The organism is Nostocoides sp. F2B08, assembly GCF_009184895.1.
GTDB lineage: Bacteria > Actinomycetota > Actinomycetes > Actinomycetales > Dermatophilaceae > F2B08.
This window is the reverse complement of sequence record NZ_WESE01000012.1, coordinates 15,832-32,662: the sequence shown is the minus strand read 5'-3', so window position 1 is coordinate 32,662 and position 16,831 is coordinate 15,832. Positions and strand designations below refer to the sequence as shown.

Below are 16,831 nucleotides of genomic sequence, written 5' to 3'. Positions count from 1 at the left end.
GTGATGTGACATGCGCCGGTACCTCGGCTCCCTCGTCCTGGCCGTCCTCACCCTGATCGCCCTGTGGTCTCTGCAGCAGCGCGACGACACTGCCCCGCCGGCGCCGGCGCCGGTCCAGCCCAGCTCGGCCTCGTCGGCACCCGTCGCGGCGACTTCGGCGCCGGCCGCCGCCACCCCTGAAGCTGCGACCTCCACCCCCTCCAGCGCTTCGCCCACGAGCGCTCCTGCGGCCCCTCCTGTGGAGCCGGTCGAGCCCGACGGGGAGCCGGTCAACCCAACCGAGCCTGCCATCCCCCGTGACGACCTACAGGCGCGACAGTTCAGCGCCTACGCCCAGGCAGCAGTGACCTTCATGGCCGACTTCGCCCGCCCCCCGACGTCGGTGTCGGAACAGCAATGGTGGGGCAGAGTCGCCCCGCAGCTGAGCGAGCAAGCCGTGGTGGCCTATGCGGGCACCGACCCCCAGAACGTGCCTTTCAGTGAAGTCACCGGGCCCGCGATCATCCTGCCCAGCGTCGCACCGAGCGAGCTCCTGACCATCGCTCGCGTACCCACGAACGCCGGCTGGTACGAGGTCGAGATGACGACCTCGAGCGACGGCATCCGAATCACCCGCGCGACTCCGGAGAGCGGCGGACAGCGATGAAGAAGACGCTGCTCCTGCTCCTGATCGCGCTGACCGGGACGGGTCTGATCCTCGCCCCAGCCCTGCTCGGCTTGATCACGGTGATCTTCACCGCCAGCGCCTCGGCCGCCCAGAACCCGTGCGTCACCTCGATCGTCAACGCGGTGGGGGGGCCAGTGCGCCTACCCGTCACCGGTGCCTTCACCGTCACAAGCGAGTACGGCATGAGGTACAACCCTGGCCCCTACGGTGGCGGGGTCTACAAGCTCCACGGTGGCATCGACCTGGTCATGACCGGGACATCCAAGACGGTGGTCGCCTCGAGTGCGGGGGTGGTCTCCGCGCTGCCCTTTTCTCCCCGCGGTGGCGGAAACTCCGTCGTCGTCGACCACGGAGGAGGGGTCAACACCGTCTACATGCACCTCGCCTCCCGCTCGGTCAGCGTGGGGGAGAAGGTCTGGCCTGGCAAACCGCTCGGCATCGAGGGCTCCACCGGCAACTCGACCGGCTCACATCTGCACTTCACGGTCAACATCAACGGTCAGCCGGTCAACCCGCGAGAGTGGCTCAACACGCAAGGGTTGGCCCTCCCCACCACCCGAGGCACCGCCGCCGCCCCGCCGGCGGTTACCGCCGCCCCTTCCAGTTCGACCCTTCCTGAAGACCCGACCCCGATCCTGGCCACCCCGGCAACGGGGCCGATCAGTGCCAAGCCGCTCGTCTCGACCTTGCCTGCCCAGGTGGGTCCCTACAAGGGTGAGCAGGTCGTCAACGCCGGCTACGTCATCAAGGCGGGCCACACCATGGGGCTGGACGCCAGGAGCATCACGATCGGTGTGATGACCGCGATGGGGGAGTCGAACCTGGTCAACATCGGCCACGGCGACGCGGCAGGGCCTGACTCGCGTGGACTGTTCCAGCAGCGAGACAACGGCGCCTGGGGCACCCTGGCCGACCGGATGAACCCCACCATCGCCTCAACCAACTTCTTCAAAGCCCTCACCGCTGTCCCGGGCTACCTCTCCATGGAACCGACCCTGGCCGCGCACAAGGCACAGCGCAACGCCGACCCTTACCACTACACGCCCTACTGGGCCGACGCCGTCCTAATGGTCTCCACCCTGACCGTGGACCCCTCGCTGCTGGAGAGCCTGCCCGCCGGCGGCTTCCTCGAGGGCTGCGACGAAGGAGGACCTGGTGAGCTGCTCAACCCTGGAGACGGCTCCGGTGAGGCCATCGTCGCGGCCGCCAAGCACTACCAGGGCACCCCTTACAGCTGGGGCGGCGGCAACTACCAAGGTCCGAGCCTGGGCATCTACTCCAGCCCCAGCCTCGACGGGACCCGCACCGTCGGCTTCGACTGCTCCGGGCTGGTGATGTTCGCGGTCTACAACTCCACCGGGGTCCAGTTGACCCACAGCGCCGAAGCGCAAGGGAAAGACTCACGCGGTACCACCGTGCCCCGCGACTGGAACCGGATACAACCCGGTGACGTCATCTCTTTCAGTGAAGACGGCTCAGGTTCCCCAGGCAGCTTCGGACACGTCGGCATCTACATCGGCAACGGAGAAATGATCCACGCACCCCGACCCGGCAAGACCGTCGAGATCGTCCAACTCAAGGGCTCCAGCCACTACGAGGCAATGGCCTGGTCCATCAAGCGCTACGCGAACCACCCATAGTCGCTGCGACACAACGTGATTCGTTCAGCACTCTCCCAAGGGTCGTCGTGTCGGAGGGCCGCTCAAGAGGTGGTTTGGCGACTCGAACTCGGCGGGGAGTGGGGCCAATCGCGATCGGGTTCACTGGGAAGGCAACATCCGAGCCAGGTCATCGTCCACGTCCAGCCCAAATGATGCGGCGACGATCGCTACCTGCAGCCCAACGCCTGAGCGAAGCTCCCCGAGGGCCTCTCCGAACCAGTAGTCGTTCATGTGCCACTGGGGGTCGCGGAACAGGTGGCGCTGCGCTCCGCCGTCGCGGGGCTCGACTGCACCCACTCGTTCGAGGAACCTCACGCAGTAGCGGCGCATCACTCTCAACGGGCCAGACAGCTCATCGGCAATGCGTCCCTGCCCGATCACCTCGGTTAGGAACGAGCGGATCTCTAGCACCGAGGCTACGCACTGGTCGGGGACCTCGTTGGTGTAGGACGAGAACAGCACGCGGCGGGTCTCGACGAAAGAGATCACTCGGCGAGCAACCTCGACGTCGGCCGTCCCGGGATCCCACTGAACACCGAAGATCGGGCAGCTCACGCCGTTGACACGGTTCACGATCTCCTTGAACTTCACGGGCCCTACATTGCCAGCCCAGAGCACAACTGTCGGTCGATCTACTCGGACCGACTGCCCAGCATCTCCTGGCGATCGCGCTCCCGGGGGTCGGCCTGCCCTCCGTCACGCCTGGACGCCGGCGTGGTCGAGGCGTCGGTGTATGTAGGAAAACAGGGCGAAGGCGTCGAAGAAGTCCTGGCGCTGCTCGGCGGAGCCGAGCCGGGTCTGGTGGGCGCGTGGGTTGCGGTAGTGGCCATGGATGCCGAGCAGGAGGTTCTTGAAGCCGCGGTGCTCGCTGATCTGGGAGTCGTTGGTCAGGCTGGTAATGGCGACCAGTGGCGCCACATTGTTGGTGCCGAAGACCTGGTCATACAGGGCGGCCCCATCGCCGGCGAGGCGGGTGTGGCGCCGGATCCGGTCCGGGATGCTCTTGGCGGCCTCGCTGATCGCGTGAAAGAGCGACTGACGAATGAGCTCCTCAGAGCAGTACAACAGGAGGGCGTCGTGGCATCCCCGGCGTCGCAGCTCGGTGAGGAGTTCGCCAGACAGTTGCGCAGCCTCGGATAAGGTCGCCGCGACAGCGCCCCTCGCGAGATTGCCTTGCTCGTTCACTCGGAACCCGTAGAGCACCAGCATCGCGTTCAGCTCGCCTCGCAATGCCTCGAATCTTGTGTGGTCCTGGACGTACCGTGTCGGGTTCATCGCCGCGTTGATGAATGCCACCAGGGTGTTGCCGCTGCCCCGCTTGACCTGGGCGTTGTGAACGGTCGTCAACAGCCGAGTGCGCTTGTTGGGTCCGTCATCCAGACCGTCGAGCTTGGCTGGGCGGAGCGCCGACACGATCTCGCTGACCGTCAGCCCGGGATAGTCGGTGGCCGCAAGGATGTTGCACACCGCTTCGGTGAGCTGCAGGTCGAAAACTGGGGTCGGCCGTCCTGCCACGTCGTCACCCCGCCTTCCTCTCGGTCTGCCTCCGGACTCTGCCATGGGTAGCGCCGTTCCTGGCGGGGAGAACCGCATCCTGACAAGCCCGACGGGTCGGCGGTCGAAGTCCTACGGGAGTGTGACGCCGCGGAGCGGCCAGAACTGCCCATTCACGCGGTTGGAATAATGGCCTCGCCCAAGAGGTGACGAGCGTCTTCGCCTCGAAGACGCTGCGCACCAACCGAAGTGCTACTTCCCCGGATTGGCGCGATAGCGGATCCACGTCGGTGCTGGGGTGATCTTCTGGCTGTCCTCGACTGGCGGCAGCACGACCCCACGAATGGAGTGGACTAGGCGGTCGACAACGAGGGCGACCAGAGCAACGTTCATGAAGTAGTGACCCGAGTTCAGGACGACAAGGGAAGGCTCCTCGTGGTCGGGGGTGGTAACCAGCAGGGGTGCTCCATCAGTCGTGCGAAACGAGCGCTCGATCGCACCAGAGACCGTCGCGCGGAGTCCGGGTACACCCAGCTGGTCAGCAACTCCAGGACCGTCCGTTTCGAGCGATGAGCTGATCGCGTCGAGCTGGTCGATGACTGAGCGCATCACGGTCAGCATGAGTGATGGAGCGGGGAAGTCCTTGAGCAGTTCGACGGGCGGTGCCACCTCGTACTCATTCATCGTCGAAACGACCCCTTGGAGGTAGTCGTCCTCGTTCGGGCCTTCCGCGGCGACGCCGCCAGCCCACTGATGATGTACGAACAGGAGGTTCCCAGGGTCAACAAAAGCTAAGGCGGCGAGGAACTCGAAGAATATGTGGTGGGCCGAGCTGAGAGTTTGGTATAGGCGCACAGCAGGCTCTCGTAGCTCCGGTGACTCGAGCGCCTCGACGAGGTGTTGCCGGTCTGCGCGGGCGTTGCGCCCGATCACGCGCAGCGTCGCCTCAGTGATGAGGTCAGAGCGCATCACCCTGACGCGGTCGCGGCTCTTCTTGCTGCGACTGAACCAGTCAGCGACCGTCGCTGCTTGCGCGAAATAGAGCGACCCGTCCGGTTCGGAGTAGATCATCAAGTATCCGCTCGGCACGTGCGCGCTCAGCAGGGCAACGTCGTCTTGGGAGGCATATGGTCCCAAGAGCTCGCCTCGGTTGCCCTCGCGGGTGTGACCCCTGAGAAGGCGAACAGGGATCTGGAAGGGGAGCATGGCGCCGTCCTTGTCGGTGGGTGTCATGAACCCGTCGAGGCCGCTAACCGCGCCCGTGCGGGCAGGCGTCCATGTCCAGCCGACCTCGGCGAGAGCTCGCTCCAGCGCCTCGACTGCTGCGTCCAACTGGACTGGGCGAGACGCACCGAACTGTTCGCGCAGGATTGAAAGCGCCTCGTACTGTCCCGACAGCACCTGGCCCTGGCTCTTCAGCACCTGCCCCACGCCGGCGGCCGTCGCGAAGCCTCGGGCGGTTTCATCCTCGAGATACCACGCGCGACACAGCCGTGCCACTTCCCGCGTGAGTGCGGCCGCGTAGGCGGCTTCGTCCCGCGACCACCCGTTCATCTCATGGCGCAACACTCGGTCGGTGACGGCGTCGATCAAGTCATCAGTTCCGGCGAGGGCGGCAACTGGGACGGCTTCCTTGCCTCGTTCGACGGCTCTCCGGAACGCGCTCCCGACCGCGGCCTCCATGGCCGAGTAGGAGTTAACCGTCACCTCGCGGTACTCGTGCGCCATCTGTCCGCTCTGCTGCAGCCGGCGCGTCCCCTCTCGCGCGAGAGACTTGACCCGCCTCGTGGAGAGGCCGGTCAGATCGGCGATCACGTCTGCCAGGTCAGATCCCCCAACGAGCCTGAGACCCGCCTTCGCAGCACTCACGCCGAGCGTCTTCCCTGAGCTGGAGCCAGGCAACTGAGTCACCGCGGGTCACATCGCGGGCGTAGGTACGACAGCATGCCTCCATCGTCGCAGGGCCAGGCCGGCTGGACGCTGACTCTCGAACGATCGGGTCGGTTCGACCCATTCAGACGGTTCCAACAATGGAGTTGCACCAGCAAGCTAGCCCCTGCCGCTGCTCGTCCTGGTCGCTACAAGAGCTCCGGGCGTCTAGTCTTTCAGTCAGGGCCGTGCGCCGGCCCCGCTCTGAGTAGATCCTCCGCGCAGGGTCCACACGGACGACAGGGTCCTTCGGGGATCGCGCATCAGTTTCTCCATCCGTCTGGCGGGCAGCCGCAAGCGGGGCGCGGCCCCATGGCTGCGTTCGACACTCGGATTTGAGCAATGTGATGACCAAGCACGCAAACCGTAAAGCCCGAATCAGGGCAGCAGCCAAGGCCGCAGGAACGAACTACACGACGGCTCTCCGTCATGGAACGCAAGCGTCAGGATCGGGCGGCGAAGGATCCCGGGTGCTGCCGATCAGTCCGACAGAGCCCCCAATCTTCATTCTGGGCGACGCGGTGGCTGGCTCCGACTCGGATGCCAACCAGGTCACTTGGAGTCCTCAACCCGGCTCATCGCGGATCGTTCTTGACGACTCGGCCGGCGACGCCCTGCCTCTGGCGCAAGAGCTTCTGCGAGTGGCTGCTGCTGCTCGGATCCCAACTCTCGCGATCGGTCCGTACCCCGAGCGGTACCGGGCAGCTCACGCGCGCGCCGTCGTCTTTGGCGCCGGTAGTGAGGTGATCGGGTATGCAGAAGTCCCCGAGGCTGTCGCTGAGCTTGCCGAGTTCGTCGATGCCCGGTCGGACTGGCGCCTTCTGCTGGTTCACCTAGAGAGACCCGCCCTCGATGCCGATGGCCGGCTCGCATGGGAACCTGCGTTCGGCAAAGTGGCCCAACTCGACGACCCAGAGATCCAGGCACTCGTCCGGCTCGAGGCAATGCTCCGCCGTCTCGCGACAACCGATCCCCCCCGTCTCATGGTTATCAGCGTCTTCACCGATAACGACCCGGAGCTCGCGGAGCTACTGCCGGCCGAGATGTACCGAACAACGATCTCAGCTGGACTTCACTTGGAGTACCAGGCCGGCCCGTACTTCGACAGCGAGCTTCCCTCCGTCGACCAGTACCTGCCAGAGCTGGAGGCGCAGGTTGATCGACTGCACAAACTCAGGCTCGGCGGTGCGTTCTGGTCTGGAATGAACCCCAAACGTGGACGGATCGTGCTGGCCAGCCTTCACGGGTCTGCAACGCAGGCAGTCCTCATCCTCGACCCGCCAGCGCCCGAACCGTGGTGGGCGCCGACCCGGGAGGCGATCTTGGCCGCAGCCCGTCGCCAAGCCACCGACCGTAGGTCGCAGCGCCATCCCCGAGGAAGGGGCGGGGAGCATGACGAGACATCTGGGTGACACAAAACTGGCGGCCCTGCGCATATACCAAGAAGCGAAGGAGGCAGGCGCTACCGAGTACGCGGCCGCCTTGATCGCTGCTGGACACACAGGCGTGCGCACACCAGCGACGATCCTGGGCTGGGTTTCAAACCCAGATCTGCAGGCATGGGAGAGAGAGGCTCGACTAGTCAGTGACGCGGCCGAGGCACGTGCCTTCGTTCTCGAGCTGCTGGCCCTGGATCTTTCGTATGCGTGCCATCGTCCCGCGTGCTCGAACCTCATCGAGTGGCGAGCCGACCAGCCCCCACCAGACCAGCTCTACTGCTGCCAGGCTTGCGAGACTGAGCATCACTCTGCGGCCGCGGAGCAAAGACGACTCGGCGAATGGGTGGACTACTACCTTCGCCAGTGCGGGTACTCCCACTCTCCGGGGCGGAAGATCTTTGGCCCGGAGCTCCTCGAGCAGTTGCACGAGGCCAGCCGGCTCCTCTCCCTCCGATCAAGTCTTGAAGAGCCCCCTGTGAAGCGCCGTCCCCGGCGGAGTCGGTTGAAAGCAGAGAGCAACAACTCGAGGGCCAGGGGCGACTTCAGCGTGGCGTGCCCCACCTGCGAGGTGCCGGTCGGCGAGAAGTGCAAGAGCAGCGTGCAGCACGCCGCACGAGTGCGTGCCCGAACGGAGGCACAACAGTAGGTGCATCACGACGACGGGAACTCAAAGTTCATCGGGCAAGAGTTCAATCTTGGATGCATCTCCACAACAAAAAAAAAGAGCTACTGCAAGTGGGCTGAAGGGTTCCTTAGAACTCGTCTCTCGTTCAGAACCTCTTCGAGAACCATGCCCGAGGCCGAGTTTAGGGGGCACGTCAAGCGACCAACTGCCCCCTCGGTAGGGCAAGGTCCACCCCTAACTAGCGGGCAACGCCTCGTCGATGGTGGGAGCACTGCCTCTCCGTTGACCGGTCAACGCACCATCAGTTGATGGGCAACCAGCCCCCACCACGGTCACACCACATCCCCCACAGGCTCGCCGTCACAATCTTCCAAGCTCCCGCACCTTCCTGATCGAGGACAAGACTCGATCAGAAGGAGGCCGGTATGCCGGCTGCTCGAACACTCCAGCGTCGACCAGGCGCTCCCCGGCCGGGTACTGCTCCCGCGGCCCCGGCCGCAAAGGTCCCCGCTCGTCCCTCAACGCACTTGCGTGACGCAGCGCTGTTCGCTGTAGCAGGGGTCGCTGGCTTCGGCGCTGCTCCTTTGGTCGGATACCCGGGTCTGGAGCTTCCCTCGCTGCTGGTCGGTGTCGGCGGGGGAGCCGCGCTGGCGGTGACCGGCCAGCGGGCCAAGCGTCGCCGCGACCTCGAGGACAAAGTCCTCGAGGCGTTGGCCCCCCTGCTGGGGGTACGGCACCTAGACCGGCGCATCGTGAAGACGACGAAGTGGACCAACCGCTGGCCCGGACTGCCGGCGCGGGTACGGATCCACTATGCACCCGGCGCCCCCGACAACGATCCGATGTGGAAGAGCGAGATCCTCGCTGTCCTCAACTCCAGACTGCTGGCCCGCTACGAGGTGGCTCGACACGAGCCACGGCGGTGCACGATCTGGCTGGCCTTGGTCACCAAGGATCGGGCCGAGGAGAAGGAACCGCCCTACTCGCAGGTGCGGGCCGAGCGCGCCATCACCGAGCTGATCGGCCCGACCGCGAAGGTCACCAGCACGGAGCTGGAGGGAGACGAGCTCCGAGCGCTCACTGTCAGCCACCAGGCCGGCGCGAAGCTGGCCGCCTCCGGCTACCGCAACCGGATCGAGAGGGTGATCTCGACGATGATGCCGGGGCGCTGGCGGGCGGTCTGGGACTTGGAAGGTGACGAGGTGCGCTTCGAGGTCCGCCCCTCGCTGCCCTCCAGTGTCTGGCTTCCCCCACGTGCCCCAGAGGACACTGACGACCTGCTGCGCAACTACCGCCAGGTGAAGATCCCCTGCGCCGTCGACGAGGACGGCCGCGAGATCCTCTGGTATCCAGCCCGGGTCCCGCAGGCCATGCTCACCGGCGGCACCGGCACCGGCAAGACCTCGACCGCCCACGCGCTGCTGGGCCAGATCACGCAGTTCGGATGGCCGGTCTGGGTGCTGGACGCCAAGCGGGTTGAGTTCCTGGACTTCCGCACCTGGCCCAATGTGCAGATCGTCGCCGGCAGCATCCCCCAGCAGGTGGCGCTGATCCGCAGGGTGTGGGAACTGATGGAGTACCGCTACCAGCTGATCGAGGAGGGAAAGGCGACCGTCAACGACTTCGAGCCGTTGGTGGTCTTCCTCGATGAGTTCGCCGAGTTCCGCTCCAACCTCTTCGAGTGGTACGCCCAGATCAAGGTGAAGGGCGACCCGACCAAGCCACCGACCCTGGCCGAGGTGGCCTCATTGGCTCGCAAGGCCCGCACCGCCAGGATCCACCTGGTGCTGTCCACCCAACGTCCGGATGCGGAGTTCCTGGGCGGTGAGATGAGAGACAACTTCGGCTTTCGGATTTCCATGGGCCGCCTCAGTCCGCAAGGCGCGATGATGATGTGGGAGAACCCGGCGGTCGGGGTCAGCCTTCCTCGAGCTCGCACCGGCCGTGCGACCGCCACCCATGAGGATGGCAAACCCGTCGAGGTGCAGTGCTACCGCTTCCCCGACATCAACGCCGAAGAGGGGAGCGAGGAAGGGCAGCTGCTCGAGGCGATCCGGCCCATCGAAGCGCGCTGGCCCCGACTGCTAATCGTCCCTCCCGAGGGCGAGGTCGACCTCGACGGAGGGGAGCCGACCCCTCCGACATTCCGGGACTATGCGCGCGCAACGTGGGACCTGGCCGAGAACCGTCCCGATCTCGACCCGCTGTCCGGTGCCGCCGGCACGGACTCCGTCGACGGGAGGGCGCTGTCCTCAACGATGGCTTCGCTGGGCATCGGTCCCACCGATGCCGTGGAGGCCTCCTGCCGGCCGCACCTGCGCCTCGTCGAGGCGCTCGAGCAGTCCGCGGCCGAGGGGGAGCACCCCAGCGGCACAGCCTGGACCGATCTTGATGAGTACGTCGGCTACGCGCCGCCGGTTGGATGCTCCGCCCGGGACTTGATCGTGGGTGACCTGATCCAGATCGAGGACGGGACGGGGGAGTGGGTCGTCATCGACGAGCCACCCGAGGAGGACCTCGCAGCCCCAGGACTGATCGCGGTCTCCTGGCGCGGCGACGGCGACGAGTCCGGATCCATCTCCCTGCCTGACGACAACTACATCGACGTGCGCCGACCAGAGGAGACAGCGTGAGCACCAGCCCGTACCGAGGTAACGGACTTGCCGACACCCCTGAGGAGGAGGTGCTGCTGATCCACGTCGGACTTGCTCTGCTCGGGATCGTGATCGCCTCAGCGGGCGCGTTCTGGCTCAAGGGCGCCACCTGGTTGGTCGAGCATCAGGTTCTGGTGGCTGCCCCGGCTGAACCACTCGTCCAGGTGCCCGGCGCTGCCGGGGCCGGCCTGGACGTCGCGCGCTTGGCGATCCTGGCGGCGGTGGTGGCGGCCGCTCTTGTTGTTGCTGTCAGCTCGGCCCGGCATGCGATCGCCCGTCGTCGACAGGATCAGGCGTGAGCTCGCGGAGCAAGGAGGCTTTGGCTCAGGCAGCCTCTGTTCGGCTGGTTGCCGCTGCGTGCGCGGGGCAGGGCAAGAAGTGGAATCAGCAGGAGCAGCTGCACTCCGCTGCTGGTTCCCAGGCCAAGGCGTGGGCCGCTGCGGAGCCATTGGTGGTGGTCTGCGCGCGCTGCCCGATCGTGACTGAGTGCCGGATGTGGGCGGAAGCCGACGACTACACGGGTATCGCGGCCGGTTCCGCCTGGGTCAAAGGGGTCGAGAAGCCGGCTCACTGGATTCCTCGCCACCCGATGAAGAAGCTCGCCAGCTGAGGCGAGGTCCTCACGCCGGTCGGCGAGCCCCGACGGTGCAAATGAGGAACGCCTACCCGTCTCGGGTCGCCGCGGTGAAGTAGTCCCTGCACCGCGGCCGCTTCGCTCCGGCTGCGGCAAGACTCACCCGCTGCAAAGGCGACCTGACGGTTCAGTTGTTCCTCCTCGATCGTCCGCCGGGTCCTCCACTCGTCCATCTCGGTAGACCGGGTGGGTGTGTGGCGGCGACCCACACCGAGTGGACGGGTCGCAGCAAGTGGTGTCAGGTTGAGGTCACCAACCACACGAGCCTGACCAGCTCGACAGAGGGAGCGATCCTGATGACAACGACCTGCCCGACACCCGTCCTGAGCGACGACCACATCGACCTGCTGGTCACCGCCGCTGCTGAGTGGCGGCTGTTGGCCTCGCCCACCACTGCGGCTTTCGCCCAGTCCTCCCTTGAGCGTCACGTCGTCGTCGCCTCGAGCACCGATGCCGGGCGGATGCTGCGCGCCGAGAACACCGCGGCGGTGCAGTGGCTCTCCGATCACGGCCGCACCCGCCTGGTCGACCGTGCACCCGCAGGCACCTATACCCACCATCGGGTCGACACCATCGACGCGGTGGAGGTCATCAAGGCCGTGCACAGCGCGCAGGTGGCCTGCAGGAACAGCCCGACCTGGGCGGCGAGCACTCCCTGCAGACTGCTGGCGGCCCTCGTCACCGCGGCCACCCACCGCCTGCCCGGCTACGCCGACGCACCATGGTCCTGGACCCGGCCCCAGCTGCGCTGCGGACCTAGCGTGGGAGTGGCCCTACCCCAGTCGTCCCCACCATCGGTGCCAGGCCTGACCTGGGTGGCACCCGAGCAGGTGCGCGAGCACTGGGCTGATGCCCCTCTGGTGGTGATCCGCTGCGACGCAGCCTCCTTGGTCCCTGCTGACCTGCCCTCACGCAGTGGCGTCTTCGTGCTCTCCTTCGACGGTCAGGAGGACGCCAACCAGGTGTGGGAGGCGGTCAGCGGACTGAACATGCCCACCCTGGCGCTGCTGTGGCCCTCCTGCCGGCCGTGGCTGATGCAGCAGCTGCGCCACCCTTCCCCGGAGTTTGTCGAGCACCGGAACCAGACGTGACCCACATGCCGGAGGGCTGTGTCCCCGCTCCCATCTACACTGGCCCCGGCCGGACTCGTCTGGCCCCCCGGGTCGAGGACTCAACGCGGGTTGGTACTCGCGTCCTTGACTTGTCATCCGTCGGGGTCGAGTTGAGTTGCGCTGGGTTGGTCCCCGGCAATACTGCCTCCTCGGCCCCGCGGATGTTCGGGCCGCGGCCTGGCCCGTCACAGCCGTCCGACCTCGAGCACCTTCCTTCGGGTATCAGCACCCGTCTGGAAGGCGGCACCGAGATGGCACCCCACGGCGTCCTCGACACCTACGTCAACCACCGCTGGCGCTGCTTGCCTTGCCGGGCTGCCTCGACAGAGCTCGCCACCCAGGGCGCCACCTGGCTCGAGCTGGAGCACCGCGTCGGCGCCTGCCGCAACAGCATCGAGGTGGCCCTGACCCGAGCCGGCCGAACTGAGCTGATCGGCCGGATCACCAGCAACCGGTGGGTGGCGGCATGAGCGCCCAGACTCCCGCCACCCACCGGCCCTCAACCCGGCTCCCTCACCGCGCCGAGTCAGGCCACCACATGCATGTCTACCGGCTCGCGGAGAAGTGCTGGCTGTGGGACTGCCCGTGCGGCGGCGGAGTCCATGGGATCGCGCACTCGCTGCCTACCCAGCGTGCCGCCTTCGTCGCGGCACTGAACCACTCCACCGGAAACCCCGGGAACTGATAACCCATGACGACACTCCCTTCCCTCCGCCCTCCTCACGGTCGCTGGCAGCAAGGCAACGTGTGGGCCGGCTACCTGGTCTTCGGCTTCCCCGCCGTCGCGGCCATCCCGGCCTTGGCCAGCACCATCAGCCGCTTCGGCCTGCGCGACAGCCTCCTCAACGCCGGCCCAGCAGCGCTGACCGCCTGCCTGCCGCTGCTGCTGTGGGCCCGCTACACCCGCCGACGCCCCGGCACCTACACCGGCAAGGTCACCTGGTTCGTCGTCGGCCTTGCCGGCCTTGCTGCCCTGGCGTTCTCCCCCCTGTTCTTCTGGGCCGGGCCGGCCATGCTGGTGCTGCTCTCGGAGATCCTGCGCCTGATCACCGCGCCAGCCCTGGCCTTTGCCTCCAACCGCGTGCGCGCCGGACGCCGGGCACTGAGCAGCAGGAGCAACTGGTGACCCTTACACCTCGTGCCCACCAACTGGAGGCGATCGCCGCCATCCAGGCGAACCTGCACACCACCGATCGGGTGAGCGTCCTCATGGCCTGTGGCACTGGCAAGACACTGGTCGGGCGCTGGCTGGCACAGCAGCGCCGGTGCGCGACGACACTGGTGGTGGTTCCCTCGCTCGCTCTGATCGCTCAGACGCTGGCCGAATGGCGCTCCGATGCCGACTGGATGTTCGAGGCACTGATCATCTGCTCCGACCCCTCCACCGCCGACGCCGCCAAGGAGCGCGCCGGCAGCGACGGCGAGGACATCCCGGCCCCCTTCTGGGCGAGGCACCGAGCCCAGGTCACCACCTCGCTGCACGCGGCCTCCCGCGTCATGAGCGACCGCCGTCCCGACCGGCCACTGGTGGTCTTCTCCACCTACCACTCCGCCCCGATCGCAGCCGCGGCCGCGCGCACCGCCAGCACCCGGTTCGACCTGACCATCGCCGACGAGGCGCACAACCTCGCCGGCCACCCCCGCGCGGACTTCCGGGTTGTTCTGGGCGAGGAGCTGCCCACAAACGCTCGCGTGTTCATGACCGCCACCCAGGTCAACGCCAGCCCGGCACCAGCCCAGGCCGGCTGGGACGACTGGTCCGCGCCGTTGTCCATGGACGAGACACTCCTGTTCGGCCCAGTCGTCTACCGGCTGGACTTCGCCGCGGCGATCGAGCAGGGGCTGCTCAGCGACTACGAGGTCCTCATCTACGAGACCCCCGGGGAGACCGCCCCGGACCCGGTCGCCGCCCTGCTGACCGCCGCCGGCACCGGCCTGTCCCGCGTCCTGACCTTCCACGGTCGCGTCGCCAAGGCACGTGCCTTCGCTGACACCGTCGACGGTGTCCGCCTGCCTGATGGCCGCCGGGTCCGCGCGGTCGCCGTCGCCGGCGCCGACCCGGCCATCCACCGCTCCCGCGCCCTGACGCTGCTCGAGGACCCCGACCCGACCACCCTCGTCGTCGTGGCCAGCGCCCGCTGCTTGGCCGAGGGTGTCGACGTCCCCGCGGTCGACGGGGTCCTCTTCGCCGACCCCAAGTCCAGCGACGTCGGGATCATCCAGTCGGTCGGTCGCGCGTTGCGCCTGGCTCCCGGAAAGAGCACCGGCAAGGTCCTCATCCCGGTCTGCTACTCCGCCGACATCGACGAAGACACCACCTTGTCGAACAGTTCGTTCGCCGCAGTGTGGCGGATCCTACGAGGCCTGCGCACCCTGGACGCCCGACTGCCCACCGAGCTCGACAGCCTCACCCGGACGCAGTCCCGCCGCGGCCGCGAGGACGGTTCCCGCAGCGGCCCTCGGGTTACCTTCGACCTGCCGTCTACCGGCGACCTGCACTGCCTGATCGCCCGCTTGGTCGAAAACACCACCACAGCCTGGGACGAGCGCTTCGCCGAGCTCAAGGCGTTCGCGCTGGAGCACGGAACCGCAGACCCCCCGGCCAAGAACAAGCGTCTGACCACCTGGTGTCAGTACCAGCGCAAGGCCTACCGCCGCGGGATGCTCCTCCCGGACCGAGCCGCAGCGCTACGGTCCCTGCCCGGCTGGACCTGGGACGCCGAGCTGCGCGCCTGGATCGAACAGTGGAAGGAGGTCCACGCCACCATCCCGCCCGGTGGCCGCCTCGACCTCGAGAACCGCGAGACGATGACCCGCCGCCTGCCTGTCACATCCGGCTGCGGCCGCAACCGCGCCACCACGATAGGCCGGTGGTGCGCCCACCAGCGAGTCCTGGCCCGCCGCGGCGACCTGGACACCGCCCGCCGTAACTACCTCAAGGCGATGCCCGGCTGGACCTACGACGCGCTGGCCGACGTCGACGCCGCCTGCCTGAACCTGCTCGCCGAGTACGTCGCCTGGAAGGGGCACGCCAATCCGCCGGCCGACTACGTCGACGACGATCTCCCTGTCGGCCAGTGGCTGAACATGATCCGCCGCGCCAAGGTCCTGGGCACCCTGAGCCAGGCGCTCCTGGACGAGCTCGAGGCCACCACCCCCAACGCCGGCTCACCCGGCACGCTGCGCTGGGAGACCCGCGAGACCCAATGGCAGCTCGGCCTGGAGGTGCTGCACCAGTACGTCGCCCGTGAAGGCCGCTGCCGCATGCCCGAGAACCACATGGAGGACTTCGCGGGCATCCAGTACCCGCTCTACGTGTGGTGCCGTCGGCAGCGACACGACCACCGCTCTGGCAACCTTGACCCGTCCCGCGCAGTAGCTCTGGAGCAGGTCCCCGGCTGGCTCTGGGAGATCCAGCCCAGCCCACGGATCGGCATCGACATCGGAGACACCCGCCACGGCACCCGCACCGGCTACGTCAAGGGATGCCGCTGTCAGCCCTGCACCGACGCCAACCGCCACGCCCAGTCCGCCCGCGACCAGAGGTCCCGCGCCGGCGGCCCCAGCACCGACCTGGTCAGCGCCGCGCGAGCTCGCGGCCACCTGCGCATCCTGACCGGCCAGGGCGCCACCCAGAAGGGACTGGCCCGGGCCGCCGACCTCAACGTCAAGACCATCGTCGAGATCCTCGAGGGCGACCGCACCCGAATCCAGCCCGACACCGAACGCATCGTGCTGGCCATCACCATGAACGACGTCCGCCAGTCCTACGCGCCCGGCACCCTCATCCCCGCCGCCCCCACCTGGGAACGCATCACCGACCTGGTGGAGCGCGGCTGGCCCAAGAGCTGGATCGCCCGCGAAGCCGGCCTCGGCAACAGCATCCAGCTCAAGATCGACCAGGTCACCGCCGGCAACGCCGCGCGGATCGCGCAGCTGCACGCCCAGCTCGACGACATCACCCCACCCCCGCGCCGCCACCGCGACCCCATGCCCCCACTGTCCGAGATCACCGCCGATCCGACCCGGTCGGCCTGAGACCCGAGGGAGAACCATGTACGACTACCCCCACTTCGACGGCACCCAGGCTTGCCAGGACCCCACTCGGGCTGCCGCCTCGGCCTTCTCCGGCTCGATCGGCGCCGACCCTGCGCCAGCCCTGGCCCTGTGCGCCGCCTGCTCGTTCGTCGACACGTGCCGCGACTGGGCCCTGACCCACGACGTCTACGGCGTCTGGGGAGGCACCACCGAGGCCGACCGCGCCGAGATCCGCACCCAGACAGAGCTCCCCTCGCCGGCCTCGATCACCGACCAGCTCGACGAGCTGGTCATCGCCATGCGCGACCGCGTCGTCGGCGACGACCCGATCCTGGTCCGAGCCTCATGACCACCCACTCCGCTGTCGGTGCCCCGCCGCCGCTTCGAGGCAGCACCCCCTGGCACCTGAACCGGTTCGCCATCGCCTGCCGCGCCTCCGCGATCGTGCTCGACCTGCAAGGCCACCCCGGCCACGCCGCCCACCTACGCGACCTCGCCGCGGCCGCCGCGCATCGCGCCACCCAGTTCAGCGCCCAAGACCATCCCACTGTGCTGTCCGCCGCGTGAACCAAGGGAGA

Annotated in this window: 15 protein-coding genes; 12 read left to right on the top strand and 3 right to left on the bottom strand. The window is 67.5% G+C overall.

The window, feature by feature from the left end; all coding sequences use genetic code 11:
- Positions 1-10: 10 nt before the first annotated feature.
- Together GA707_RS18670 and GA707_RS18665 are read left to right on the top strand one after the other, a co-directional pair.
- Entirely contained in the window at positions 11-646 is a 636-nt protein-coding gene (locus GA707_RS18670) for a hypothetical protein (protein ID WP_152179975.1), read from the top strand.
- Entirely contained in the window at positions 643-2,307 is a 1,665-nt protein-coding gene (locus GA707_RS18665) for a peptidoglycan DD-metalloendopeptidase family protein (protein WP_152179974.1), read from the top strand. The genes GA707_RS18670 and GA707_RS18665 overlap by 4 nt, the downstream gene beginning before the upstream one ends.
- Positions 2,308-2,427: 120 nt before the next feature.
- Here the strand turns inward: GA707_RS18665 and GA707_RS18660 are convergent, their stop codons facing one another.
- The 3 genes from GA707_RS18660 to GA707_RS18650 form a co-directional block, all read right to left on the bottom strand.
- Positions 2,428-2,919 carry a DUF6650 family protein gene (locus tag GA707_RS18660; RefSeq protein ID WP_226963948.1) on the bottom strand — a complete coding sequence of 164 codons (492 nt, stop codon included), beginning with the start codon at positions 2,917-2,919 and terminating at the stop codon, positions 2,428-2,430.
- 105 nt (positions 2,920-3,024) lie between these two features.
- Positions 3,025-3,843 carry a TIGR02391 family protein gene (locus tag GA707_RS18655; protein ID WP_226963947.1) on the bottom strand — a complete coding sequence of 273 codons (819 nt, stop codon included), beginning with the start codon at positions 3,841-3,843 and terminating at the stop codon, positions 3,025-3,027.
- Between the two features lie 231 nt (positions 3,844-4,074).
- Positions 4,075-5,691 (bottom strand): hypothetical protein, encoded by a 1,617-nt coding sequence (locus tag GA707_RS18650; protein ID WP_152179971.1) that lies wholly within the window; start codon positions 5,689-5,691, stop codon positions 4,075-4,077.
- 530 nt (positions 5,692-6,221) lie between these two features.
- On the opposite strand from GA707_RS18650, the gene GA707_RS18645 reads away from it, so the two are divergent.
- From GA707_RS18645 to GA707_RS18605, 10 genes are all read left to right on the top strand, one after another.
- A complete protein-coding gene (locus GA707_RS18645) occupies positions 6,222-7,163 on the top strand; it encodes a hypothetical protein (RefSeq protein WP_152179970.1) in 942 nt (313 codons plus the stop codon).
- A 1,179-nt stretch (positions 7,164-8,342) separates the two neighbouring features.
- Positions 8,343-10,448, top strand: coding sequence for a cell division protein FtsK (locus GA707_RS18640; RefSeq protein WP_226963946.1), 2,106 nt, complete (start codon positions 8,343-8,345; stop codon positions 10,446-10,448).
- Positions 10,445-10,768, top strand: a complete 324-nt coding sequence (locus tag GA707_RS18635; RefSeq protein ID WP_152179968.1) for a hypothetical protein — start codon at positions 10,445-10,447, stop codon at positions 10,766-10,768. The genes GA707_RS18640 and GA707_RS18635 overlap by 4 nt, the downstream gene beginning before the upstream one ends.
- Positions 10,765-11,079, top strand: coding sequence for a hypothetical protein (locus tag GA707_RS18630; protein ID WP_152179967.1), 315 nt, complete (start codon positions 10,765-10,767; stop codon positions 11,077-11,079). The genes GA707_RS18635 and GA707_RS18630 overlap by 4 nt, the downstream gene beginning before the upstream one ends.
- Before the next feature lie 320 nt (positions 11,080-11,399).
- Entirely contained in the window at positions 11,400-12,194 is a 795-nt protein-coding gene (locus GA707_RS18625; RefSeq protein WP_152179966.1) for a hypothetical protein, read from the top strand.
- Positions 12,195-12,466: 272 nt separating this feature from the next.
- On the top strand, positions 12,467-12,685 hold the full coding sequence (locus GA707_RS18620) for a hypothetical protein (protein WP_152179965.1): 219 nt from the start codon (positions 12,467-12,469) through the stop codon (positions 12,683-12,685).
- Positions 12,686-12,906: 221 nt separating this feature from the next.
- Positions 12,907-13,341, top strand: coding sequence for a hypothetical protein (locus GA707_RS20970; RefSeq protein ID WP_193315418.1), 435 nt, complete (start codon positions 12,907-12,909; stop codon positions 13,339-13,341).
- A complete protein-coding gene (locus GA707_RS18615) occupies positions 13,338-16,253 on the top strand; it encodes a DEAD/DEAH box helicase (protein ID WP_193315417.1) in 2,916 nt (971 codons plus the stop codon). Before GA707_RS20970 ends, GA707_RS18615 begins: the two co-directional genes overlap by 4 nt.
- A gap of 16 nt (positions 16,254-16,269) precedes the next feature.
- Entirely contained in the window at positions 16,270-16,602 is a 333-nt protein-coding gene (locus GA707_RS18610; protein WP_152179963.1) for a WhiB family transcriptional regulator, read from the top strand.
- Positions 16,599-16,820: a hypothetical protein gene (locus GA707_RS18605; RefSeq protein ID WP_152179962.1), complete on the top strand. Its 222-nt coding sequence runs from the start codon at positions 16,599-16,601 to the stop codon at positions 16,818-16,820. Before GA707_RS18610 ends, GA707_RS18605 begins: the two co-directional genes overlap by 4 nt.
- Positions 16,821-16,831: the final 11 nt, after the last annotated feature.